The sequence below is a fragment of the Stenotrophomonas sp. genome (assembly GCF_050737075.1).
In the GTDB taxonomy this organism is placed as follows: domain Bacteria; phylum Pseudomonadota; class Gammaproteobacteria; order Xanthomonadales; family Xanthomonadaceae; genus Stenotrophomonas.
Map to the genome: position 1 here is coordinate 1 of NZ_JBOHXV010000054.1, position 23953 is coordinate 23953.

Genomic DNA, 23953 nt, shown 5'->3' on the forward strand with positions numbered 1-23953 from the left:
CCGTGAGGGCGACGCGCGCCGTGGCCCGCAGGGCAAGGGCCGCCCCGCTGGCGCCGCACGCCCGGCAGGCAACGCACGCCCCGGACAGCACCCGGGCCAGGGCAAGCCGCGCTCGCGCGAGGACATCGACCTGGCCAAGGCCTATGCGATCCGCGCGCAGAAGGAAAAAGACGACCGCATCGAAGCCGAGCGCCTGAAGCAGGAAGAGGCGCGCGTGCGCCGCGAAGCGAAGGCAAAGCTGGACGTGTTGCTGGAAGGCAAGTCGTTGAATGACGCCGCCGCCGAGATTGCCCGCCACTTCAACTACGGCGGCAAGATCAAGCGCGTCTACGTCACCGCCGAACAGCTCAAGGGGCTCAATGCCGGTGAGCTGGGCGTGCTGCAGCAGAACGGCCGCTACCTGCTGGTGACGGCCGCCGTGCTGGACGAGGCCGAGGCGATCTTCGCCCCGTCGGTGGCACTGCGCGTGGATCCGAATGCGCCGGCCGAAGACGACCCGTACGCCGATCCGGCCTACCAGGTTCCGGACGATCTGGTCTGGTAGCACACGACCGTTGGTCGTGCGGTGGCCGATGCGCGGACCAGGAGCGTTACATGCAGGAAAGCCGTCCCCGCCAGCACTACGTCCCCCACATCGACGGCCTGCGCGCCGTCGCGGTGCTGGCGGTGATCCTCTACCACCTCAAGGCGAGCTGGTTGCCGGGTGGCTTCACCGGCGTGGACGTCTTTTTCGTGATCTCCGGCTTCGTGGTCAGTGCCTCGGTCGACCGCCTGCCGGCGCTGGGTGGCTGGCAGGGCCTGCTGCGTTTCTATGCGCGGCGCATCCGCCGCATCGTGCCGGCGCTGGTGGTGTGCCTGCTGATCACCGCGCTGCTCAGCGCGCTGTTCATTCCCGAATCCTGGCTTAGCGAGACCAGCGACAAGACCGGCCGCCGCGCGTTCTTTGGACTGAGCAACTGGGTGCTGGCCGCCACCGGCAACGACTACTTCTCGCCGCGCACCGAATTCAATCCGTACACCCACACCTGGTCGCTGGGCGTGGAGGAACAGTTCTACCTGCTGTTCCCGCTGCTCTTCCTGGCGTGGTCGCGGCGGGGGCGCGGGCGCGCGCTGTCGCTCGGATTGTTCGCGCTGGCCACCGTCGCTTCGCTGGCCTACGCGCTGCGGCTGGCCGGGCAGGGCGGACAGGAGATCCAGGCGTTCTACATCACCACCACGCGCTTCTGGCAGCTCGGTGCCGGCGTGCTGCTGTACCAGGCCATGACGCTGGCCGGTCGCTTCGATGCAGCGCCGCTGGCGCGCGGGGTGTCGTGGCGCTCGCCGTTGCTGTTGCTGGCGGTGGCGGCGCTGGGCTACGGGTTGTGGGCGGCGCGGCCGGGGCATTCGCCGTGGCCGGACGGACTGTGGCCGGTGCTCTCCACGCTGCTGCTGCTGGGCCTGCTGCAGCGACATCCGCAGGGCTGGACCGGACGCGCGCTGGGCAGCGCGCCGATGGTCTGGGTGGGCAAGTTGTCCTACTCGCTGTACCTGTGGCACTGGCCGGTGTTCGTGCTGTTCCGCTGGACGGTGGGGTTGGAAACGCCGCTCACCGGTGGCACGGCGGTACTGCTGGTATTCGTGCTGGCTTGGCTGTCCTGGCGCTGGGTGGAGCAGCCGCTGCGCCATGGCGCGCGCGGGCCACGCAGCAACGGGCGCTGGGTGCTGTTGGGGCTGGGCGTGCTGGTGCTGGGCGCCGGCATGCAGTCGGTGCTGGTCAAGCACCAGCGACACATTTCACTGAGTACGGTCACCCGCCATCCGCTGGACTGGTATCCGTATGCGAAGGGTCTGAAGAAGGAAGTGCCCGACTGCCTTGTCGTGGAATCGAGCATTCCGGTCAGCGGTGGCCAGGCGCGCCTGTTGCAGCGGGGGGAGTGTGCGGCCGGCAGCGGCGTGGCCAGTGTGCTGTTCGTTGCCGGCGATTCGCACGCACTGGTCTACAACGAACTGCTGCGCCGGAAGGTGGTGCAGGACGGCGGCCAGGTACGCCTGTACGGCAGTGGCGGCTGCGCGCTGGCCGGCATGCAGGCCTGGCGTGGGCCGAACCCGGCCTGCGAGGCGTATACCCGCAACGTGCTGGCCGATATCCAGGCCACTGCGCGTGCCGGCGACGTGCTGTTCCTGCCGGGCCTGCGCATTCCGCGGCTGGCCGAGCAGTACCAGTTGTTCGACGCAGCCCAGGTCAAGGCCGATCTGCTCAGTCCGGCGGCGGTGGAGGGCCGTGCGGCCGAAGTGAGTGCCGCGATCGAGCAGCTTCGCCCGTTGGCCGAACGCGGGGTGCGGATCGTGCTGGAGGCGCCGAAGCCGGTGCTGCCGGCGCCACCGTACCGCTGCTCGGATGCGTTCAACCGCGGCAACCCGATCTGCGTCAACGGCATGCGGATCACGCGCGCGCAGGTGGAAGCGATACGCACCCCGGCGCTGGACAGCCTGCTTCGGATCGCGGCGGCGCTGCCCGGTGCCAGCGTCTGGGACCCGTTGCCGACGCTGTGCCCGGGCACCGTCTGCCAGCCCGATGCCGACGGCAAGCCGCTGTATTTCGATGGCGACCACCTGAGTGGCTACGGCAACCGGGTGTTGTTGCCGGCGTTCCGCGAGCACGTGCAATAACGGCTGGCCGTGGGCGGGGGCTCGGTAGGGTCGGTTTCCAAACGACTGCCGTTGACGGTGATTGGTGCATTGACGCATGGACCCATGACGGAGGCGCTCCTTCGTTGGAGGTCATGCCCCAATGCACCAATCATCGTCAACGGCAGTCGATCGGGATGCGACCCTACCAGGGCGCGACTCACACTGCGGGTGTGCGCCGCCGCAACAACGGCAGGCTGATCGCGAAGAAGCACAACAGCGCGCCCAGCGCGGCGAAACCCGCGCCGGCCAGGAACGCGGTGCGCCCCTGGTCGATGTTCCAGAGCTGGCCGGCGATCAGCGCGCCAAGTACGCCGCCGACGCCGGACGAGAACCCATACAGCAGGCCCTGGCCATGGCCGTTGAGGCGACCGGGGAAATAGGTCGCCAGCATCTGCATGGCGGCGGCGAAGAAGGCGGCGAATCCCAGCGCATGCGCCGTCTGCGCCACCAGCATCACGCCCAGGTGCTGCGGGAACAGCGCGGTGACGGTCCAGCGCACGGTGGAGCTGAGCAGCGCGATCAGCAGCATCCAGCTGGCGTCGTAGCGGCGGAAGAAGCGGCCGATGGTGAAGAACACGCCCACCTCGAACACCACGCCGATGGTCCACAGCAGCCCCAGCGTGGACGTCGCATAGCCGTGGTGGTCCATATAGACCGAGAAGAACGTGTAGTACGGGCCGAACGACAGCTGTTCCATGAAGGCGGCCAGGAAGAAGGCCAGCACCTGCGGCTTGCGCACGATCTGCCAGAAGCCGCTGGCATCGCCATCGGCGCGATGGAAATCGCGTGCGTAGCGGTTGGCGAACGATGAGGCGACCAGCAGCGCGAACAGCGGCAGCATCAGCCACGGCAGCATGCCAGCGCGGCCGGGTCCGCCGTTGCCTTCCAGCAGCCAGCCGAAGCCCATCACCACCGCGATGAAGCCCAGCGAGCCCCAGACCCGGATCAGTCCGTAGCGGTGGCTGTCGTTGCCGAGGTGGGTCAACGTGATGGATTCGAACTGCGGCATCACCGCGTTGTAGAAGAAGCAGAACACCACCATGGCCGGGTACATCCACGGCTGCGGCAGTGGCAGCAGGAAGGCGCCGAAGGTGATCAGCGTCAGCACGCAGCCGACCCGCAACCAGCGGATCGGGTGGGGAGAAGCGGCGGCAATCGAGGTCCAGGTGGTGGGCGCCACGATACGGGTGGCGTACCAGATGCCCATCATCACGCTGATGGAGGTCACGCTCATCCCGCGCGCGGTCAGGAACAGCGACCAGTACGGGGTGAACGCGCCCAGTGCGGCGTAGTAGAAGAGATAGAAGCTGGACAGGCGGGCGACCGGGACAGCACTCATTCCGGATCGTAATCCAGGTTCGAGGCCAGCCAGCGTTCGGCCTGCGCGCGGTCCACGCCCTTGCGCTTGGCGTAATCGCTGACCTGCTCGCGGGTGACCCGGCCGACGACGAAATACTGGCTCTGCGGGTGGCTGAAGTAATAGCCCGACACCGCCGCCGTCGGCAGCATCGCGAAACTCTCGGTCAGCTGCATGTCCGCGTTGTTCTCGGCATCGAGCAGGCGGAACAGCGTGCCCTTCTCGCTGTGCTCGGGGCAGGCCGGGTAGCCGGGCGCGGGGCGGATGCCGCTGTACTTCTCGGCAATCAGCGCCTCGTTGTCCAGCGTCTCATCGGGCTGGTAGCCCCAGTAGTCGGTGCGCACGTGCTGGTGCAGGCGCTCGGCCAGCGCCTCGGCCAGGCGGTCGGCCAGCGCCTTGAGCAGGATCGCGTTGTAGTCGTCATGGTCGGCTTCGAAGCGCGCCACGTGCGGGTCGATGCCGATGCCGGCCGTCACCGCGAAGCCGCCGATCCAGTCCTGCTTGCCGCTGTCGGCGGGTGCGATGAAGTCGGCCAGGCAGAAGTCCGGGCGCTCCACCGGCTTGTCCACCTGCTGGCGCAGGAAGTGCAGCACGGCCGGGCCGTCGTCGGTGGTCAGATGCACGTCGTCACCCACGCTGTTGGCCGGCCACAGCCCGAACACGGCCTTGGCGGTCAACCAGCGCTCATCGACGATGCGGCTGAGCATCGCGCGGGCGTCGCGGTACAGCTCGCTGGCCTGGGTGCCGACGATCTCGTCGGTAAGGATGGCCGGGTACTTGCCGGCCAGCTCCCAGGCCTGGAAGAACGGCGTCCAGTCGATCACCTCGACCAGATCGGCCAGCGGGTAATCATCCAGGACGTGCAGGCCGGGTTTGCGCGGGGTCGGTGGCGTGTAATTCGCCCAGTCGCCCTCGAAGCGCTGCGCGCGCGCCTTGGCCAGGGTGACCAGGCGCTTGGCGTCGCCACGGTTGCGGTGGCGCAGGCGGATGTCGGCGTAGTCGGCTTCGTTGGCGGCCACGAAGGCCTCGCGCAGTTCGCTGGAGATCAGCGACTGGGCCACGCCCACGGCGCGCGAGGCGTCCTTCACCCACACCGTGGGCGCCTTGTAGTGCGGGTCGATCTTCAGCGCGGTGTGCGCGCGCGACGTGGTGGCACCGCCGATCATCAGCGGCAGGGTGAAGCCCTGTCGCTCCATCTCGCGGGCCACGTGGCTCATTTCTTCCAGCGACGGGGTGATCAGCCCGGACAGGCCGATGATGTCGGCGTTCTCCGCGCGCGCCGCATCCAGGATCTTCTGCGCCGGCACCATCACGCCAAGGTCGATCACCTCGAAGTTGTTGCAGGCCAGGACCACGCCGACGATGTTCTTGCCGATGTCATGCACGTCGCCCTTGACCGTGGCCATGATGATCTTGCCGTTGCTCTTGGCGGTGTCGCCGCTGCGCAGCTTCTCGGCCTCGATGAAGGGCAGCAGGTAGGCCACCGCCTTCTTCATCACGCGGGCGGACTTCACCACCTGCGGCAGGAACATCTTGCCGGCACCGAACAGGTCGCCGACCACGTTCATGCCGTCCATCAGCGGCCCTTCGATCACATCCAGCGGGCGGCTGGAGCGGATCCGCGCCTCTTCGGTGTCGGCCTCCACCCAGGCATCCAGGCCATGCACCAGCGCATGCGCCAGCCGCGCATCGATCGGCTTCTCGCGCCAGGCCAGGTCTTCGCCCTTGATCTCGCCCTTCTTGCCCTTGTAGCGCTCGGCGATCTCCAGCAGGCGTTCGGTGCCGTCGCGGCGGCGGTTGAGGATCACGTCCTCGACCCGCTCGCGCAGTTCCGGGTCCAGCTCGTCGTAGATCGGCATCGCGCCAGCGTTGACGATGCCCATGTCCATGCCCGCCGCGATGGCGTGGTAGAGGAACACGGAGTGGATCGCCTGGCGCACAGATTCGTTGCCGCGGAAGGAGAACGACACGTTCGAGACGCCGCCAGAGATATGGCAATGCGGCAGCGTGCGCTTGATGATGCGGGTGGCCTCGATGAAGTCCACCGCGTAGTTGTCGTGTTCCTCGATGCCGGTGGCCACGGCGAAAATGTTGGGGTCGAAGATGATGTCCTGCGGCGGGAAGCCGACCTGGTCGACCAGGATGCGGTAGGCGCGGGTGCAGATCTCCACCTTGCGCGCGCAGGTGTCGGCCTGGCCGTCCTCGTCGAACGCCATCACCACCGCGGCGGCGCCGTAGCGCAGCACCTTGCGCGCATGGTCGATGAACTGGGCCTCGCCTTCCTTCAGCGAGATCGAGTTGACCACGCTCTTGCCCTGCAGGCACTTCAGCCCGGCCTCGATCACGCTCCACTTCGAGGAGTCGACCATGACCGGAATGCGCGCGATGTCCGGCTCGGACATGATCAGGTTGAGATAGCGCGTCATCGCCTTCTCGGAGTCGATCAGTCCCTCGTCCATGTTCACGTCGAGGATCTGCGCGCCGCTGGCGACCTGCTGGCGGGCCACTTCCACCGCCTCTTCGTAGCGCTCTTCCTTGACCAGCTTGCGGAACTGCGCGCTGCCGGTAACGTTGGTGCGCTCGCCGATGTTGACGAACAACAGGTCGGGCGTGATGACCAGCGGTTCAAGACCGGACAGGCGGGTGTGCTGCGAAGAGGTCATGGACTGGTGGACTCGTTCAGGGCGCGCGGCGGCAGGTCCGCGACCGCTTCGGCGATCGCCTGGATATGCGCCGGCGAGGTGCCGCAGCAGCCGCCGACCAGGTTGAGCAGGCCGGCACTGGCGAATTCGCGCAGGGTGGTGGCCATCTCCTCGGGGGTCTCGTCGTATTCGCCGAACGCGTTGGGCAGGCCGGCATTGGGGTGCGCGCTGACCCGGCAGTCGGCCACGATGGAGAGCGTTTCCACGTGCGGGCGCATGTCGCTGGCGCCCAGTGCGCAGTTCAGCCCCACCGACAGCGGCCGGCTGTGCGCGACCGAAGCGTAGAACGCCTCGGCGGTCTGCCCGGACAGGGTGCGCCCGGAGGCGTCGGTGATGGTGCCGGAGATCATGATCGGCAGCCGCGCGCCGCGGTCGTCGAAGGCCTCTTCGATGGCGAACAGCGCCGCCTTGGCGTTGAGCGTGTCGAAGATGGTTTCGACCATCAGGGTGTCCGCGCCGCCGTCGATCAGGCCATCGATGGCCTCGCGGTAGGTCTCGCGCAGTGCGTCGAAGCTGGTGTTGCGGAAGCCGGGATCGTTCACATCCGGGCTGATCGAGGCGGTACGGCTCGTTGGGCCCAGCACGCCGAACACGAAGCGCGGCTTGTCGGGCGTGGTGGCCTCGATGGCATCGCAGCAGGCGCGCGCCACGGCGGCGCCGGCCTTGTTCAATTCGTAGACCAGGTGTTCCAGGTGGTAGTCGGCCTGGCTGACGGAGGTGGCGTTGAAGGTATTGGTCTCGATCAGGTCGGCACCGGCCTGCAGGTACGCGGTATGGATGCCGGCGATGACCTCGGGCCGGCTCAGCAGCAGCAGGTCGTTGTTGCCCTTGAGGTCATGCCCCTCCGGCGTCGGCGCGTCGACGCCGTGCGCGCAGCCGGGGCGGTGCGCGGTATCGAAGCCGCCGGCGAACCGCTCGCCGCGGTAGTCGGCCTCTTCCAGCCCGTGGCGCTGGATCATGGTGCCCATGGCGCCATCGATGATCAGGATGCGTTGCGCCAGGGCGTCTTCCAGGGCGCGCACGCGATCGGGGTGCAGCCAGGGCAGGGACATGACAGGAACCTCAGGGCTTGCTGGCGATCAGCGAGATGACTTCAAAATGCGGCGGGCGCTTTTCACGGGTCACGGTTTCCAGGCTGGACACGACCAGCCCGGCCTTTTCGGCGAACTTGCGCAGTTCCTTGTCCGAGAAGCCCAGGTTGACGTGGCCATACGCATCCACCGCCGCCTTGTGCTCGTGGCGGGCCAGGCTGCACAGCAGCAGGCGGCCGCCGGAGCGCAGCACGCGCGCGCCCTCGGCAACGGCCTGGGCCGGCTTGGCGGCGTAGGTGAGCGCGTGCATCAGCACCACCAGGTCGAAGCTGCGGTCCTTGAAGGGCAGGGCATGCATGTCGCCCTCGCGCACTTCCACGTTGGCCAGGCGGCGCAGGCGCTCGCTGGCGGCCGCGACCACCCGCGCACTGGTGTCGATGCAGACGTAGCGCTTGGCGTGCGGGGCAACCAGTTCGGCCAGTACGCCGTCGCCCGAGGCAATATCCAGCACGTCGCCGGTTTCCAGCAGCGGCAGCGCGGTGCGCGCCAGGGCCTCCCAGGTGCGGCCGGGCGAATAATGCCGTTCCATGTCGCCGGCCACGCTGTCGGCCCAGTTCTGGTCGGCGGCGCGGCTGGCCAGCACGCTGGCCACCCGTTCAGCATCCTGACGCAGCAGCGGGTCGTCGCTGCCGGTGCTGAGTGCGTGCCACAATGCGCGCTGCGCGGGGTCCAAGGCGGCGTCGTCGAAGCGGTAATAGGCCGAAACCCCCGCGCGGCGGTCGCGCACCAGCCCGGCTTCCTTCAGGCGGGCCAGGTGGGTGGACACGCGCGGCTGGGCCAGCGTGGTGATGGCCGACAACTCGGCCACGGTCAATTCTTCCTGCTCCAGCAGGGTCAGCAGGCGAACGCGGGTGGCGTCGGCGAACACTTTCAGCCGGACCGACCAGTCCTCGAGATCCATAAATATCTACCTATCGCGATATAGAGATATTTTCGTCTTCGCCTTGGCTGCGGTCAAGTCAGCCGGCATTGGCCGGCCCCCGGTACAATCGCCGCACCTGGACGCGCCTGGCGCGGCCATATCGACATGTTCCTGGGAGGGTTTTGTGGATTTCAGTTTTACCGAAGAGCAGCTGATGCTGCAGGACGTTGCGCGTCGCATTGCGCAGGAAAAGATCGCGCCGAGCGCGGAACACCATGACCGCACCGGCGAGTTCCCGCTGGAGAACATCCGGTTGCTGGGTGAAAACGGGCTGATGGGCATTGAAGTGCCGGCCGAGTACGGCGGCGCGGGCATGGACCCGATTGCCTACGTGCTGGCGATGGTGGAGGTTGCCGCCGGCGACGCCGCGCATTCGACGATCATGTCGGTCAACAATTCGCTGTTCTGCAACGGCATCCTGACCCATGGCAGCGAGGCGCAGAAGCAGAAGTACGTGCGCGCGATCGCCGAGGGCGAGGCCATCGGCGCGTTCGCGCTGACCGAGCCGCAGTCCGGTTCGGACGCGACGGCGATGCGCTGCCGCGCGGTGAAGCAGGCCGACGGCACGTATGTCATCAACGGCAAGAAGAGCTGGATCACGTCTGGCCCGGTGGCCAAATACATTGTGTTGTTCGCGATGACCGACCCGGAGCAGGGCGCGCGCGGCATCACGGCGTTCATGATCGATACGGACAAGGCCGGCTTCCACCGCGGCAAGACCGAGCCGAAGCTGGGCATCCGTGCGTCGGCCACGTGCGAGATCGAGTTCCAGGACTACGTGGCGGCGGCCGACGATGTGGTGGGCAAGGAAGGCGAGGGCTTCAAGATCGCGATGGGCGTGCTGGACGCGGGCCGCATCGGCATCGCGTCGCAGGCCATCGGCATCGCGCGTGCGGCCTACGAGGCAACGATCGAGTACGTGAAGGACCGCAAGGCCTTCGGCGCGGCGATCGGCACGTTCCAGATGACGCAGGCCAAGATCGCGGACATGAAGTGCAAGCTGGACGCAGCGCTGCTGCTGACGCTGCGCGCGGCATGGGTGAAGGGGCAGGGCAAGCGTTTCAGCAATGAAGCGGCCATCGCCAAGCTCACCGCGTCGGAAGCGGCGATGTGGATCACTCACCAGGCGGTGCAGATCCACGGCGGCATGGGCTATTCCAAGGAAATGCCGCTGGAGCGCTATTTCCGCGACGCCAAGATCACCGAGATCTACGAAGGCACCTCGGAAATCCAGCGCCTGGTCATCGCCCGCAACGAGACCGGCCTGCGCTGAGGCGGCACCGCAGTAGAGCCGGGCTCTGCCCGGCTCGCTTTTCTGATCGCATGCTCTCACCTGAGGCCGGGCTTTGCCCGGCTTCATGCGTTTTGGCGAACAGCGGTGGTCTGCCAGGTTTCCCAGGCTTGGGCCGGCGGCGGTGGGCCTGCGGGGGACGCTGCAAGTCCCGCTCCGCGGCCCGGCCCAGCCGCCAGCGGCTGTGCGTTCAGTCGCACGCGAGGCAGTGCCTCGCAAGCAGTGCGCCTTCACCCATGTAAGCTCAGTCGCCGCTTGCACGTGTGCGCTGTCCTGCGCACACGGCAAGACCGGGGTTGGGCTCCTGCCCAACCCGTCGGGCGCATGCGCCCGACCCATGCGGCTCATGCCCCCGCAAACCCACCCCCGCCGACCCCTCGACAGTTGGCTGGTGGCCAAAGGAAAAGCGGAGGCGCGCCGACCGTTCGACACTTGATCGGTGGCCACCGGAAAAGCGGTGGCGCCGACCGCTTGGGGCACCTTGAACGCGTCACCACCTCGCCGGTAGGGTTGGTTTCCAAACAACTGCCGTGAAAACTCCCACGTTCGATAACGCATTGAACTGATCGAAGCAGAGTGCCGGCATCGCCGGCACACCGGCTTTTCCCATGGCCCGCGAAACACGGTCGAAGGGTCGGCGGCGGTGGCTTTGCGAGGCAGTCACCGCCTCGCCGGCTTTTCCCGTGGCAACGACACACTGTCAAAAGGTGGGTCGGGGCGGGTTTGTGGGGGTGTGAGCGGCATGGATGCCGCGACCAAGCCTACAGGGACGTATTCACGGCGTCCCCCGCGAACCCGCCCCGACCCGCCTAGCCACAGGTCGTTCCAGCCCACAGCTGTTCGCACAGATCCAACGGCAGCCGGGCAGAGCCCGGCGCTACGGCAAATGCGCAACCGCAAAAAAAAGGCCCCGGTTTGCTCCGGGGCCTTTCGCATTTCAGGGTGACCACCAACGGTGGCCACCTACCGGATTCAGCGTGACCACCAACGGTGGTCACCTGCCGGTGGGGCAATCATCGATTGCCCCTGTCCATCAACGATCCGGACGATGCGCCGTGTTGGCTTCGCCCTGGCGTTCCAGGAACTCCTTGGACGGTTCGTCCAGCTTGTCGCCCAGCATGCGGCGGACCACCACGAAGAACACCGGGATCATCAGCAGGCCCAGGAACGTGGCGAACACCATGCCGCCGATCACGCCCGTACCGATGGCGTGACGCGCGTTGGCGCCGGCACCGGTGGAGATCGCCATCGGGATCACGCCCATGATGAACGCGAACGACGTCATCAGGATCGGGCGGAAGCGCAGACGGGAAGCCTCGATGGTGGCCTCGCGCAGGTTCTTGCCCGCCGCGCGCTGCTCCACCGCGAACTCCACGATCAGGATCGCGTTCTTCGCGGCCAGGCCGATCACCGTGATCAGGCCGATCTTGAAGTACAGATCGTTGGGCAGGCCGCGGGCCAGCGAGAACGCCAGCGCGCCCAGCACACCCAGCGGCACCACCAGCAGCACCGCCACCGGGATCGACCAGCTTTCATACAGCGCCGCAAGGCACAGGAACACCACCACGATCGACAGCACCAGCAGCAGCGTCGCCGCGTTGCCCGCCAGGATTTCCTGGTAGGACATGCCCGACCAGTCGTAGCCGAAGCCGGCCGGCAGGTCGTCCGACACGATCCGCTCCATCGCCTGCATCGCTTCACCCGAGCTGCGGCCCGGTGCCTGCGAACCGACGATGTTGATCGCCGAATAGCCGTTGTAACGGCTCAGCGACGGCGGGGCGGAGACCCACTCGGACTTCACCACCGTGCTCAGCGGAATCATCGCCGGCGTACCGTCGGCGTTGGTCTGCAGCGAGCTGGGCGTATAGAAGCTGTTCAATGACTCCGCACCGGTACGGAACGGACCATCGGCCTGCATGGTCACGCGCTTGATGCGGCCCTGGTAGAAGAAGTCGTTTACATACACCGGGGCCAGCATCAGCTGGATGGTGCTGTACACGTCCGACACCGACAGCCCCATCGTCTGCGCCTGCACGCGGTCCACGTGCAGCTGCAGCTGCGGCGCGTTTTCCAGCCCGTTCGGGCGCACGCCGGTGAGCAGGTCCTTCTCTTCCGCCGCCTTGCCGAGCAGGATGTTGCGCGCCTGCGTCAGCTGTTCGAAGCCGGCACCGCCACGGTCCTGCAGCCACATGTCGAAGCCGCCGAACTGGCCCAGGCCCTGCACCGTGGGCAGGTTGACCACGAAGATCTGTGCCTCCTTGATCCCGTAGAACGCGCCGTTCATGTTCTGGATGAACTCCGGCACCGTGATGTCACGGTCCGCCCAGGGCTTGAGCCGGATGAAGCCCATGCCCACGTTTTCGCCGGAACCGACGAAGCTGAAACCGGCCACCTGCAGCATGCCTTCGAAGCCTTCCTGCTTTTCCAGGATGCCGCGCATCTGCGCGAAGGTCGCGTTGGTCTGCGCCTTCGTCGAGCCCGGCGGCAGCTGCACGATCGCCAGCGCGTAGCCCTGGTCTTCTTCCGGCAGGAAGCTGCCCGGCATGCGGGTGAACAGGAAGCCGCACAGCACCGTGAGCACCACGAACAGGATCATCCAGCGCGGCGCATGCTTCACCGCCGAGGTGATGTGGCCCACGTAGGTGCCACTGACCTTGTCGTAGTACTTGTTGAAGGTGCGGTACACGATGTTCGGTTCGCCGTGCGTGGCCTTCAGGAAGGTCGCGCACAGTGCCGGGGTGAAGCCCAGCGCCAGGAACGCCGAGAACGCCATCGCGATGGCGATCGTCAGCGCGAACTGCTTGTAGATCTCACCCGCGGCACCGCCCTGCAGCGCCGACGGGATGAACACCGCCGCCAGCACCACCGTGATGGCCACCACCGCGCCGGTGATCTGGGTCATGGCCTTCTGGGTGGCGGCCTTGGGCGGCAGCTTCTCCTCGGTCATGATGCGTTCGACGTTCTCGATGACCACGATGGCGTCATCGACCACGATGCCGATCGCCAGCACCATCGCAAACAGGGTCAGCTGGTTGATGGTGAAGCCGATGATGCTCATGCCCAGGAAGGTGCCCAGCAGGGCGACCGGGATGACCAGCGTCGGGATCAGCGTGGCACGGAAGTTCTGCAGGAAGATCAGCATCACCAGGAAGACCAGCACGATCGCTTCGATCAGGGTCTTGACCACTTCCTCGATCGAGATCTTCACGAAGGTGGTGCTGTCGTACGGCGAGAACCAGGTCACGCCGGTCGGGAAGGTGGACTCCAGTTCGTCCATCTTCGAGGTGACCGCGTTGGCCACGTTCAGTGCGTTGGCACCGGGCAGCAGCTGGATCGCGAAGGCACCGGTCGGCTTGCCGTTGTACTGGGTATCAAAGCCGTAGTTGTTGGCGCCGAACGCGATCCGGGCCACGTCCTTGAGCATCACCCGCGAGCCGTCTGCATTGGCGCGCAGGATGATTTCTTCGAACTGCTGGGGCGAGCTGAAGCGACCTTCGGCCGACACGGTGGCAGTGAAGTAGTGGCCTGGCGGGGACGGATCCGACCCCAGCGAACCGGCCGCGAACTGCACGTTCTGGGCCTTGATCGCCGCCAGCACCTGGCTGGCCGAGAGGTTGAAGCCCTGCATGCGCTCCGGGTTGAGCCAGATGTTCATGGCGTACTCGGAACCAAACTGCTGGGTGCTGCCGACGCCGGGAATACGCGAGATCTGGTCGAGCACGCGCGAACCGACGATGTCGTTGAGCGCGTCGCGGGTGATCGCCGCGCTGTCCGACTGCAGCGCCACCACCATCAGGAAGCCGGCGTTGGCCTTGGCCACCACCACACCCTGCTGGGTGACCTCGGTGGGCAGGCGCGGGGTGGCCAGCGACACCTTGTTCTGCACCTGCACCTGGGCGATGTCCGCGTCGGTACCGGTTTCGAAGGTCAGCGTGATGGTCGCGCGGCCGTTGGAGGCCGACGAGGAGCTGAAGTACAGCAGGTGATCGATACCGGTCAGCTGCTGCTCGATCACCTGGGTGACCGACTTTTCGGTGGTGTCGGCGCTGGCGCCGGGGTAGGTGGCGCTCACCGTCACCTGGGGCGGTGCGATGCTCGGGTAGGACTCCACGCCCAGACCCAGGATCGAGATCACGCCCGCAAGCGAGATCAGGATCGCGACCACCCAGGCGAATACCGGGTGTTCAATGAAAAATTTAGGCATGACGGATGGTCCCCGTTACTGCTTGGTCGGTTCGGCGGCCGGAGCGCCATCGGACGGTTTGGCCGCCGGATCGGCCGGCGCCGCTGCATCTGCCTGGGCGGCCGGCGCCTGGCCGGCAGCGGCGGGTGCCGCGCCTGCCGGTGCATGGTCGTTGGCGGCCGGTGCGGGCGGGGTCCACGGCTTGGCCGTTGCCGGCGCGCCTTCCTTGACCTTCTGCACGCCGGCCACGACCACCTGGTCGCCCGGCTCCAGGCCGCTGCTGACCAGCCAGTTGCTGCCCTGCTGGCCTTCGGTCACCACGTTCTTTCGCACCACCTTGCCATCCTTGCCCACCACCATGACGTAGCCGCCGGTGGTGTCGCGCTGCAGGGCCTGCAGCGGCACCAGGAAGGCGTTCTTGCGCTCACCCAGTACGGCCTGGAAGCTGACGAAGGCGCCCGGCAGCAGGATCTTTTCCGGGTTCGGCAGCACCGCACGCAGGGTCACCGCGCCGGTGGACGGGTCGACCACGGCCGAGGAGTAATCCAGCGTGCCCGGCTGGTCGTACATCGTGCCGTCGGACAGCTTCACCTGCACCGTGGACTTGCCGTCGCCGCTCAGCGACACCGCGCCGGCGGCCTGGGCCCGACGCAGCTGGGTCAGCTCGTCCGAGCTCATCGAGAAGTTCACGTACAGCGGGTCGAGCTGGTCCACGGTGGTCAGCAGGGTGATGTCGCCCTGGCCGACCAGCGCGCCTTCGGTGACCTGCTGCTTGCCGGCACGGCCGTCGATCGGCGAAGTCACCTGGGCGTAGCCGAGGTTGATCTTCGCGTTGGACAGCGAGGCCTGCGCCTGCTGTACCGCGGCGGCGGCGGTACGTTCGGTGGCTTCGGCCGCGTCGAGGTCCGACTTGGAGACGAACTTCTGCGGCGCCAGCGAACGGGCGCGCGCGGCGGCGGCCTTGGCATTGGCATAGGTTGCCTGCGCCGAGGCCAGTTCGGCCTGCGAGGCATTCAGTGCGGCCTGCAGCGGCGCCGGGTCGATCAGGAACAGGACCTGGCCCTGTTTGACGTCCTGGCCTTCCTGGTAGACACGCTTGAGCAGCACGCCCGGCACGCGGGCGCGTACGTCGGCGCTGCGGTACGGCGACAGGCGGCCGACCAGCTCACGCTGCAGCGGCAGGGTATCGGCCTTGGCCTCGATCACGCCCACTTCCGGCGGCGGAGGCGTCTGTTGTTCCGGCTTCTTGCAGGCGGTCAACGCGACGGCGACTGCGCACGTCAGGGCGAGGGTGCGGAGTGGGGCGATCATCAGGAGAAACTCCGGTGTTGGTTTGAATGCGGTGAGCGGATCGCGTCCGGCGCAGCGAACGCGCGCAGGAAACTGTCCACGGAAAACTCTGCCCAGCGGCGCCGCTGTGAGGCGTCGGCACGATGGGGGGTGTGAAAGCGCTGCTTCTCGAAATCCTGTCCCGCGATCATGCTTAATAGCAGCTCGGCCATGAAGTGCGGGTCGTCATGGCGCAGCAGGCCGTCTCTGGCGCGCTGCTGGATCCATTCAGCGAGGTGAAGGGCGAGCGCGCCTGCGCCGTCGCGGTAGAGCGCACGGGCCTCTTCGGGGAACTGGGCCGACTCCGCCGCGATCAGCCGGCAGGCCTGGGCCACGTGCGGCTCGTTGAAGTGGTCCACGTAATCGAAGGCGAACTGCAGCAGGCAGCCGCGCAGGTCCTCGCCGTCCAGTGCGCGCAGGCCGGCGGTGGCCCGGCACAGGTGGCGCTGCAGCACCCGGCGCAGCAGTTCCTGCTTGCTGCCGTAACGGCTGTAGAGGGTCTGCTTGGAACAGCCGGCATGCTGGGCAACCGATTCCATGCTCAGCTGCATACCCTGGACCGCCATCAGATCGCGCACGGCATCGAACACGCGGTGATCGCGCGCATCGAGCGAGGCGACGGCAGGGGTGGGGGAGTTCACGCGGTGGACTATACCGTCCAGTTCAGAATTGGAGAAGCATTGCTTTTGGCACTGTCTCCCTTCGCATCGTCAAGTTGCCACACAAGCGGCCGATGCTTCGCAGGGGGATGTTTCGAGCATGTCATCCATACCGTTCCGGATTGATGACGCGCGACGTAAACGGCACCCAACCCGAATGTTCTTATTCCGTCCTGCAGCAAGGCCTTTCTGTGCGGTAGGGCTACAATTTCATCTTTCCAACTGGGCAACACGCATCGCTCTGCCATGAAACCGCAAAAAACAGCAGCCAAGACCGTGAAAAAAACGACCAAACCAGCCGATACGCAGACTGTTTCACCAGTGGGCTTCTCGCTGGAGCCGGTGTACACGGCCTTGCGCAAGCGTTACCCGGCGGCCGGGCAGGCCGAGGCAGTGGCGTTCGCCGCCGATTTCTACAAGCGCATGGAAGCGGACGAGTTCCCGCACCACACCGCTGAGGAATGGGCCGCGCTGGCCGCCGACACGCTCGAATTCGCACGCACGCGCAAGGCCGGCAAGGCCAATGTGCGCGTGTTCAACCCGACCCTGAAGGCCAACGGGTGGGAATCGCTGCACACCGTGCTGCAGATCGTCAACGACGACATGCCGTTCCTGGTGGATACCGTGACGATGTCGCTGGCCGAACATGGCGTTGGCGTGCACGTGCTGGGCCACCCGGTGCTGCGCTTCACCCGCGACAAGGCCGGCAAGCTGTCGGCCGTGGGCGAAGGCACTGCCGAGTCGGTGATGCTGCTGGAAATCGACCGCCAGCCGGCCGAGGCCATGGCCGACGTCGAAGCGGCGATCGTCAAGGCGCTGGACGAGGTCCGCGCCATCGTGGGTGACTGGGAGGCGATGCGCAGCAAGGCGCTGGCGCTGGCCGACGACCTGGGCACCCGCCAGTTGCCGATCGACGCCGCCTCGCGCGCCGAGGCGCAGGAATTCCTGCGCTGGGCCGCCGACAACCACTTCACCTTCTTCGGTTACCGCGAATACCGCGTCGAGAAGGAGGGCAAGGAAGAGGTGCTGGCGCCGGTGAACGCAACGGGCCTGGGCCTGATGCGCGGCAAGGACAAGTCCGCCGCGCGCCCGGTCAAGACCCTCGCTGCGCAGGGGCTCAATGCCACCACGGGGCTGAAGGACGCGCTGATCCTGACCAAGACCAACGCGCGTTCGCGCGTGCACCGCGCCGGCTACATGGACTACATCGGCGTGCTGGAATTCGACGCCAAGGGCAAGATCATCGGCGAACAGCGCTTCCTGGGCCTGTTCACCTCCAGCGCCTACAACCGCCGCCCGTGGGAAATCCCGCTGGTGCGCCAGCGCCACGAATACGTGATGAAGCAGTCCGGCCTGGCCCCGGCCAGCCACAGCGGCAAGGCACTGCGCCACATCCTGGAAACCCTGCCGCGCGAAGAGCTGTTCCAGTCCAGCGAGGACGAGCTGTTCCGCACCGCCATGGGCGTGCTGGGCCTGCAGGAGCGCGTGCGCAGCCGCCTGTTCCTGCGCCGTGACAAGTACAGCCGTTTCATCTCCGCGCTGGTGTACCTGCCGCGCGAGCGCTTCAACACCGACGTGCGCCTGCGCATCGAGGCGATGCTCAAGGACGCCCTGCAGGGCGAGTACGTGGACAGCTCCGTGGTGCTCGGCGAATCGCCGCTGGCCCAGGTGCACCTGATCGTGCGCCCGAAGGCTGGCCAGACCCTGGAAGTGGACACCAGCGCGCTGGAGCAGAAGCTGGCCCAGGTGCTGCGCAACTGGCAGGACGACCTGCGCGAAGCGCTGGTGGCCCGCCACGGTGAAAGCGAAGGCCTGCGCATTGCCGCCCGTATCGGCAAGGCACTGCCGGCCGGTTACATCGAAGATTCCAGCACCGAAATCGCGGCCAACGATGTCAGCCAGCTTGATGCGCTGACCGGCCCGGACGACCTGCGCCTCAGCCTGCAGGCCGTGCACCGCGAAGAAGGCGACGGCCTGCGCCTGAAGCTGTACCGCCAGCTGGACGACATTCCGCTGTCGGACGCGCTGCCGATGATGGAAAACATGGGCCTGCGCGTCATCGCCGAGCGCCCGTACCGCCTCACCGTCGACAACGCGCCGGTGTACGTGCAGGACTTCGAAGTGGAATCGGTGGCCGGTGCGATCGACGCGCCGAGCGTCGACGCCGCCTTCGGTGAGACCTTCGCCCGGGTCTGGCACGGCGACGCCGAGAACGACGGCTTCAACCGCCTGGTGCTGGCCGCCGGCCTGCATTGGCGCCAGGTGGCGATGCTGCGTGGCTACTGCAAGTACCTGCTGCAGACCGGCGTGCCGTTCTCGCAGGCGTACGTGGAAGGCACCTTCACCCGCTACCCGCTGCTGGCCCGCCTGCTGGTGGAGCTGTTCGAAGCCCGCTTCGACCCGGCAACCGGGAATGAGGGCAAGGAGGCCATCGCCGAAGGCCAGGCCGACCTGCGCGCGCACCTCGACGTGCTCGCCGGTGGCGACGAAGCCACCCTGAAGGTGCTCAAGACCGTGGTCGATGCCCGCAAGGGTGACCGCAAGGCACAGATGGATGCCGCGCGCGACGCGCTGATCAAGCTGATGGACCGCGTCTCCAGCCTGGACGAAGACCGCATCCTGCGCAGCTTCATGGGCGTCATCGACGCCACCCTGCGTACCAGCTACTACCAGACCGATGCGCAGGGCCATCACGGCCATGTCATCAGCTTCAAGTTCGATTCGGCACTGGTGCCGGACCTGCCCAAGCCGCGCCCGTACCGCGAAATCTTCGTGTATGGCCCGCGCGTGGAAGGTACCCACCTGCGCTTCGGTGCCGTGGCCCGTGGCGGCCTGCGCTGGTCGGACCGTCGTGAAGACTTCCGTACCGAAGTGCTGGGCCTGGTCAAGGCGCAGATGGTCAAGAACACCGTCATCGTGCCGGTCGGCGCGAAGGGCGGCTTCTTCGCCAAGATGCCGCCGGTGAACGGCGACCGCGATGCGGTGTTCGCCAACGGCGTGGCCTGCTACAAGCTGTTCATCCAGGGCCTGCTGGACATCACCGACAACATCGTCAACAACAAGATCGTGCATCCGGTGGACGTGGTCCGCCACGACATGGACGACCCGTACCTGGTGGTGGCGGCCGACAAGGGCACCGCGACCTTCTCCGACATCGCCAACGGCCTGGCCATCGCGCACGGCTTCTGGATGGGCGACGCGTTCGCCTCGGGCGGTTCGGTCGGTTACGACCACAAGGGCATGGGCATCACCGCACGCGGTGCGTGGGAGTCGGTCAAGCGCCACTTCCGTGCGCTGGGCCGTGACAGCCAGAGCCAGGACTTCACCACGGTGGGTGTCGGCGACATGTCCGGCGACGTGTTCGGCAACGGCATGCTGCTGTCGCGCCACATCCGCCTGCTGGCCGCGTTCGACCATCGCCACATCTTCCTGGATCCGAATCCGGACGCGGCGACCTCGTTCATTGAACGCGAGCGCATGTTCACCGTGCCGCGCTCGAGCTGGGCGGACTACGACGCCAAGCTGATCAGCAAGGGCGGTGGCATCTTCCCGCGCACGCTGAAGTCGATCGAGATCACCCCGCAGGTGCGTGAGGCGCTGGGCCTGGAGGACAACGTCAAGGCCCTGTCGCCGAACGATCTGATGAGCGCGATCCTGAAGGCGCCGGTGGACCTGCTGTGGAACGGCGGCATCGGCACCTACGTCAAGGCCGCCACCGAGCAGCACAGCGACGTGGGCGACCGTGCCAACAACGCGCTGCGGGTCAATGGTGGCGAGCTGCGCTGCAAGGTGGTGGGCGAGGGCGGCAACCTGGGCATGACCCAGCTGGGCCGCATCGAAGCCGCCCAGGCCGGCGTGCTGCTCAACACCGACTTCATCGACAACTCGGCCGGTGTGGACACCTCCGACCACGAAGTCAACATCAAGATCCTGCTCAATGATGTGGTGCGGGCCAAGAAGTTGACCGTGGAGGCGCGCAACAAGCTGCTCGCGTCGATGACCGACGAAGTGGCCGACCTGGTGCTCAACGACAACTACCGCCAGAACCAGGCGCTGAGCCTGATGGAGCGGATGGCGGTCAAGCGCCTGGGCTCCAAGCAGCACTTCATCCGCACGCTGGAAAAGCAGGGCCTGCTGGATCGCCAGATCGAGTTCCTGCCGTCCGACGCGGAGCTGTCGGCACGCAAGGCGCGCGGCCAGGGTCTGACCCGTCCGGAGCTGTCGGTGCTGCTGTCGTATTCCAAGCTGGTGGCCTTCCAGCAGCTGCTGGAATCGGACATCCCGGAAGATCCGTACCTGTCCAAGGAACTGCTGCGTTACTTCCCGACGCCGTTGCAGAAGAAGTACGCCGACGCGATGGAGCGTCACCGCCTGAAGCGCGAAATCATCGCCACGGCCGTGACCAACCAGACCATCAACCGCATGGGCGCCACGTTCCTGATGCGCATGCAGGAAGACACCGGCCGCACCATCGCCGAGGTCGCCAAGGCCTACACCATCAGCCGTGAAACGCTGGACGCGCGTGCGCTGTGGGCACAGATCGACGCCCTCGACGGCACGCTGCCGGAGTCGGTGCAGATCGATGCGCTGGAAGTGATCTGGAAGCTGCAGCGTTCGTTCGTGCGCTGGCTGCTGTTCCGCCCCGGCGCGATGCCGGGCATCACCGAGGCGGTGAACCGCTACCAGGCGCCGTTCAACGACATCCGTGTTGCTTCGGGCGTGCTGCCCGATTCGCAGCGGCCGGCGTATGAGGCGAGCGTGCAGGAGTGGAAGGAGAAGGGCCTGCCGCCAGCACTGGCACAGCAGCTCTCCGAGCTGCAGTTCCTGGAACCGGCGTTCGACATCATCGAACTGGCCCGTACCCGCAAGCTCAAGCCGGTGGACGTTTCCAAGGTCCACTTCCGCCTGGGCGACGCGCTGCAGCTCCCGTGGCTGTTCGAGCAGATCGACGCGCTGGAGGTCAACGGCCGCTGGCACGCCGTGGCCCGTGGCGTGCTGCGCGACGAGCTGGCCGCCCATCACCGCAACCTGGCCGCCCAGGTGCTGTCCACCAAGGGTGGCAGTGCCGAGGCCAAGGTGGCGGCGTGGATCGGCCGCGACGACAGCAGCCTGCGTTTCACGCTGTCGATGTTGCAGGAGCTGGCCGAGCAGAAGACGCTCGACTACCCGACGGTATCGGTGGCGGTACAGCGCCTGGGCCAGTTGGCCGCGCACGGCGCCTAACCCGCGCTGATGGGTGAATAGAAGAAGCCCCGCCATCGGCGGGGCTTTTTTTTGTCCGGTATGCTCTGCCGCATGCCCCACCCGGAATGCCCATGAGCGATACCCCCCGCATCGCCTTTCTTGCCAGCGCTACCGAGGCGGCCCAACAGGCCCGCACGGTGCTGGTGGCCCGCTATGGCGACCACCCGCCGGAACAGGCCGATGTGCTGTGCCCGCTGGGTGGCGACGGTTTCATGCTGCAGACCCTGCATCGCCATGGCGCGTTGGGGCTGCCGGTGTTCGGGATGAAGCTGGGTACCGTTGGGTTCCTGATGAACCAGTACCGCGAAGACGACAATGACCTGCCGGCGCGGCTGGCCGTGGCCGAACCGGCCAACCTGCGTCCGCTGGAAATGCTGGCGCTGACCGAATCGGGCACCACCACCGGCTCGTTGGCCTATAACGACGTGTCGCTGCTGCGCCAGACCCGACAGGCCGCGCATATCGGCGTGGACCTCAACGGGCAGGAGCGGGTGGCGGAATTGATCGGCGATGGCGTGCTGGTTGCCACGCCGGCCGGCAGCACCGCCTACAATTACTCCGCACACGGCCCGATCCTGCCGCTGGGCTCGCACACCATCGCACTGACCCCGCTGGCCCCGTACCGGCCGCGGCGCTGGCGTGGCGCGATCCTCAAGGCGGACACCGAGGTGCGCTTCCGCGTGCTCGACCCCTACAAGCGCCCGGTGAGCGTCACCGCCGATTCGCATGAGACCCGCGATGTGGTCGAAGTGACCATCCGCGAGTCGCGCGAGCGCCGGGTGACCCTGCTGTTCGATCCGGAACACAACCTGGAAGACCGGATCCTCAGCGAACAGTTCATGTTTTGAAGGATTTTTGACCGCCATGGGCGACAACACCCCCCGTTTGCTGACCGTCGCGGTGACCTCGCGCGCGCTGTTCGACCTGGAAGAGGGCCATGCGCTGTTCGAGGCCGAGGGCGTGGATGCCTACGCCGAGTACCAGCGCAAGCACGAAGATGACGTGCTGCGTCCCGGCGTGGCATTCCCGGTGGTGCGCAAGCTGCTGGCCCTGAACCAGGGCCAGTCGCCCGAGTCGCCGCGGGTGGAAGTGATCCTGCTTTCGCGCAACTCGGCCGACACCGGCCTGCGCATCTTCAATTCCATCCAGCACTACGACCTGGGCATCATCCGCGCGACGTTCACCGCCGGCGAGCCGACCTGGCCGTATGTGAAGCCGTTCGGCACCGACCTGTTCCTGTCGGCCAATCCCGAATCGGTGCGGCGCGCGCTGCGCCATGGCATTGCGGCGGCCACGATCCTGCCCAAGCCGCCGGGCGAGACCATCGCGGCGGCCGAGCAGGTGGACCTGAGCAAGCCGCTGGGCCAGCTGCGCATCGCCTTCGATGGTGATGCGGTGATCTTCGGCGATGAAAGCGAGCGCATTTCGCGCGAGCAGGGCGTGGAAGCCTTCGGCCGCCATGAGCGTGAGAACGCGCGCGAGCCGCTGAGTGGCGGCCCGTTCCGCAACTTCCTGTCGGCCCTGCACACGCTGCAGGCGGTGTTCCCGTCGGGCGAGGACGCGCCGATCCGCACCGCGCTGGTCACCGCGCGCTCGGCGCCGGCGCATGAGCGGGTGATCCGCACCCTGCGCGAGTGGGGCGTGCGCCTGGACGAGGCGCTGTTCCTGGGCGGCCGCCACAAGGGCCCGTTCCTGGAGGCGTTCGGCGCGGATATTTTCTTCGACGATTCGCAGCACAACATCGACAGCGCCCGCCAACATCAAAGCGTGGCCGCCGGGCACGTGCCGCACGGCGTGGCGAACGATTGACGGCGGTCACGACCGTTGGTCGTGACAGATCGCCGGTAGGCCACGACCGTTGGTCGTGACGCCGATCAATCCAACGGCAATTCAATATTTACCAACTTCCACACCAACCCCTGCCGCTGCAGGATGAACACCACCGGCGCGCCCTGCGGCGTGTGGGTGGTGGCGGTGAATCGTGACGTGGACTCGAACCGGTGGCTCGCGCCCTCCAGCGGCCGCGCCGCACGGGGCGCCGCGTAGGCGTCGTTGCTTTCCAGGTCATTGCTGGCGCGCTTCCACAGCGTATGGCCTTCCAGCAGCGCGCCGATGCCGGTCGGGGTGACCATCGCATCCACCGCCGTCCCGCTCAGGCGCTGGCCGGCAGTAAGCAGAAGCGCACCCACCAGGTTCGATTGCACATCGGGGCCGGCGCGGCGCACCATGTAATCGTCCAGCTGCGCGCGCAGGTTGGCCCGCAGCATCGGGAAGTCGACGTAGCGGTCCAGCCGCGCGGTGTCGCGCTGTTCAACCGCGTTGGCCAGGCCACGCAGGGTCAGGTAGGGCCCGCTGATAAGCCAGCCGGCCAGCAGCACCACGACCAGCCCCAGCAGCAGAAGCAACTTCTTCATGGCGCCAGCTTGCCGCAGCAAGCGTCAAGACGGGGTAGAGCGACGCCGCGCCCCATGACAGGCGTGCGCCCATTTGACGAACGCGTCGCCA

The 23953-nt window shown here is 66.9% G+C and carries 14 protein-coding genes; 6 read left to right on the forward strand and 8 right to left on the reverse strand.

What is annotated here, in order from left to right; genetic code table 11:
• The coding region (locus tag ACREPD_RS13630) for a DUF2058 domain-containing protein (RefSeq protein WP_431599815.1) at positions 1-544 on the forward strand (544 nt) is incomplete at its 5' end.
• A 50-nt stretch (positions 545-594) separates the two neighbouring features.
• Complete coding sequence (locus ACREPD_RS13635) at positions 595-2649, forward strand: acyltransferase family protein (protein ID WP_431599816.1); 2055 nt, start codon at positions 595-597, stop codon at positions 2647-2649.
• 178 nt (positions 2650-2827) lie between these two features.
• Here the strand turns inward: ACREPD_RS13635 and ACREPD_RS13640 are convergent, their stop codons facing one another.
• The 4 genes from ACREPD_RS13640 to ACREPD_RS13655 are packed head-to-tail and all read right to left on the reverse strand — an operon-like array spanning position 2828 to position 8721.
• Positions 2828-4009 carry an MFS transporter gene (locus ACREPD_RS13640; protein WP_431599817.1) on the reverse strand — a complete coding sequence of 394 codons (1182 nt, stop codon included), beginning with the start codon at positions 4007-4009 and terminating at the stop codon, positions 2828-2830.
• Positions 4006-6690, reverse strand: a complete 2685-nt coding sequence (metH, locus tag ACREPD_RS13645) for a methionine synthase (protein ID WP_431599818.1) — start codon at positions 6688-6690, stop codon at positions 4006-4008. The genes ACREPD_RS13640 and metH overlap by 4 nt, the downstream gene beginning before the upstream one ends.
• On the reverse strand, positions 6687-7781 hold the full coding sequence (locus tag ACREPD_RS13650) for a homocysteine S-methyltransferase family protein (RefSeq protein WP_431599819.1): 1095 nt from the start codon (positions 7779-7781) through the stop codon (positions 6687-6689). The genes metH and ACREPD_RS13650 overlap by 4 nt, the downstream gene beginning before the upstream one ends.
• A 10-nt stretch (positions 7782-7791) precedes the next feature.
• Complete coding sequence (locus tag ACREPD_RS13655) at positions 7792-8721, reverse strand: ArsR/SmtB family transcription factor (RefSeq protein ID WP_421571020.1); 930 nt, start codon at positions 8719-8721, stop codon at positions 7792-7794.
• 118 nt (positions 8722-8839) lie between these two features.
• Between ACREPD_RS13655 and ACREPD_RS13660 the strand changes: the two genes are divergently transcribed.
• Entirely contained in the window at positions 8840-10015 is a 1176-nt protein-coding gene (locus ACREPD_RS13660) for an acyl-CoA dehydrogenase family protein (protein WP_431599836.1), read from the forward strand.
• Between the two features lie 1051 nt (positions 10016-11066).
• Here ACREPD_RS13660 and ACREPD_RS13665 read toward each other — a convergent pair.
• Genes ACREPD_RS13665 through ACREPD_RS13675 form a run of 3 tightly spaced genes read right to left on the reverse strand, consistent with a single transcriptional unit; the run spans position 11067 to position 16186 of the window.
• Positions 11067-14237 carry a multidrug efflux RND transporter permease subunit gene (locus ACREPD_RS13665; RefSeq protein WP_431599820.1) on the reverse strand — a complete coding sequence of 1057 codons (3171 nt, stop codon included), beginning with the start codon at positions 14235-14237 and terminating at the stop codon, positions 11067-11069.
• A gap of 15 nt (positions 14238-14252) precedes the next feature.
• The gene (locus tag ACREPD_RS13670; RefSeq protein ID WP_431599821.1) at positions 14253-15527 is read right to left on the reverse strand and encodes an efflux RND transporter periplasmic adaptor subunit; all 1275 of its coding nucleotides are present in this window, start codon (positions 15525-15527) and stop codon (positions 14253-14255) included.
• Positions 15527-16186 (reverse strand): TetR/AcrR family transcriptional regulator, encoded by a 660-nt coding sequence (locus ACREPD_RS13675; RefSeq protein ID WP_431599822.1) that lies wholly within the window; start codon positions 16184-16186, stop codon positions 15527-15529. Before ACREPD_RS13675 ends, ACREPD_RS13670 begins: the two co-directional genes overlap by 1 nt.
• Positions 16187-16450: 264 nt before the next feature.
• Here ACREPD_RS13675 and ACREPD_RS13680 point away from each other — a divergent pair, with 264 nt between their 5' ends.
• From ACREPD_RS13680 to ACREPD_RS13690, 3 genes are all read left to right on the forward strand, one after another.
• Entirely contained in the window at positions 16451-21427 is a 4977-nt protein-coding gene (locus ACREPD_RS13680; protein WP_431599823.1) for an NAD-glutamate dehydrogenase, read from the forward strand.
• 92 nt (positions 21428-21519) lie between these two features.
• Complete coding sequence (locus ACREPD_RS13685) at positions 21520-22296, forward strand: NAD kinase (protein ID WP_431599824.1); 777 nt, start codon at positions 21520-21522, stop codon at positions 22294-22296.
• A 16-nt stretch (positions 22297-22312) separates the two neighbouring features.
• A complete protein-coding gene (locus tag ACREPD_RS13690; RefSeq protein WP_421571028.1) occupies positions 22313-23257 on the forward strand; it encodes a 5'-nucleotidase in 945 nt (314 codons plus the stop codon).
• 65 nt (positions 23258-23322) lie between these two features.
• Here ACREPD_RS13690 and ACREPD_RS13695 read toward each other — a convergent pair whose 3' ends face one another.
• Positions 23323-23862, reverse strand: a complete 540-nt coding sequence (locus tag ACREPD_RS13695; RefSeq protein WP_431599825.1) for a DUF2939 domain-containing protein — start codon at positions 23860-23862, stop codon at positions 23323-23325.
• Between the last annotated feature and the right edge of the window lie 91 nt (positions 23863-23953).

What these genes read in the sequence shown, in the direction of transcription:
- ACREPD_RS13635 (WP_431599816.1), top strand. Translation starts at nt 595, where the DNA reads ATGCAGGAAAGCCGTCCCCGCCAGCACTACGTCCCCCACATCGACGGC.
- ACREPD_RS13640 (WP_431599817.1), bottom strand. Translation starts at nt 4,009, where the DNA reads ATGAGTGCTGTCCCGGTCGCCCGCCTGTCCAGCTTCTATCTCTTCTAC.
- metH (WP_431599818.1), bottom strand. Translation starts at nt 6,690, where the DNA reads ATGACCTCTTCGCAGCACACCCGCCTGTCCGGTCTTGAACCGCTGGTC.
- ACREPD_RS13650 (WP_431599819.1), bottom strand. Translation starts at nt 7,781, where the DNA reads ATGTCCCTGCCCTGGCTGCACCCCGATCGCGTGCGCGCCCTGGAAGAC.
- ACREPD_RS13655 (WP_421571020.1), bottom strand. Translation starts at nt 8,721, where the DNA reads ATGGATCTCGAGGACTGGTCGGTCCGGCTGAAAGTGTTCGCCGACGCC.
- ACREPD_RS13665 (WP_431599820.1), bottom strand. Translation starts at nt 14,237, where the DNA reads ATGCCTAAATTTTTCATTGAACACCCGGTATTCGCCTGGGTGGTCGCG.
- ACREPD_RS13670 (WP_431599821.1), bottom strand. Translation starts at nt 15,527, where the DNA reads ATGATCGCCCCACTCCGCACCCTCGCCCTGACGTGCGCAGTCGCCGTC.
- ACREPD_RS13680 (WP_431599823.1), top strand. Translation starts at nt 16,451, where the DNA reads ATGAAACCGCAAAAAACAGCAGCCAAGACCGTGAAAAAAACGACCAAA.
- ACREPD_RS13685 (WP_431599824.1), top strand. Translation starts at nt 21,520, where the DNA reads ATGAGCGATACCCCCCGCATCGCCTTTCTTGCCAGCGCTACCGAGGCG.
- ACREPD_RS13690 (WP_421571028.1), top strand. Translation starts at nt 22,313, where the DNA reads ATGGGCGACAACACCCCCCGTTTGCTGACCGTCGCGGTGACCTCGCGC.
- ACREPD_RS13695 (WP_431599825.1), bottom strand. Translation starts at nt 23,862, where the DNA reads ATGAAGAAGTTGCTTCTGCTGCTGGGGCTGGTCGTGGTGCTGCTGGCC.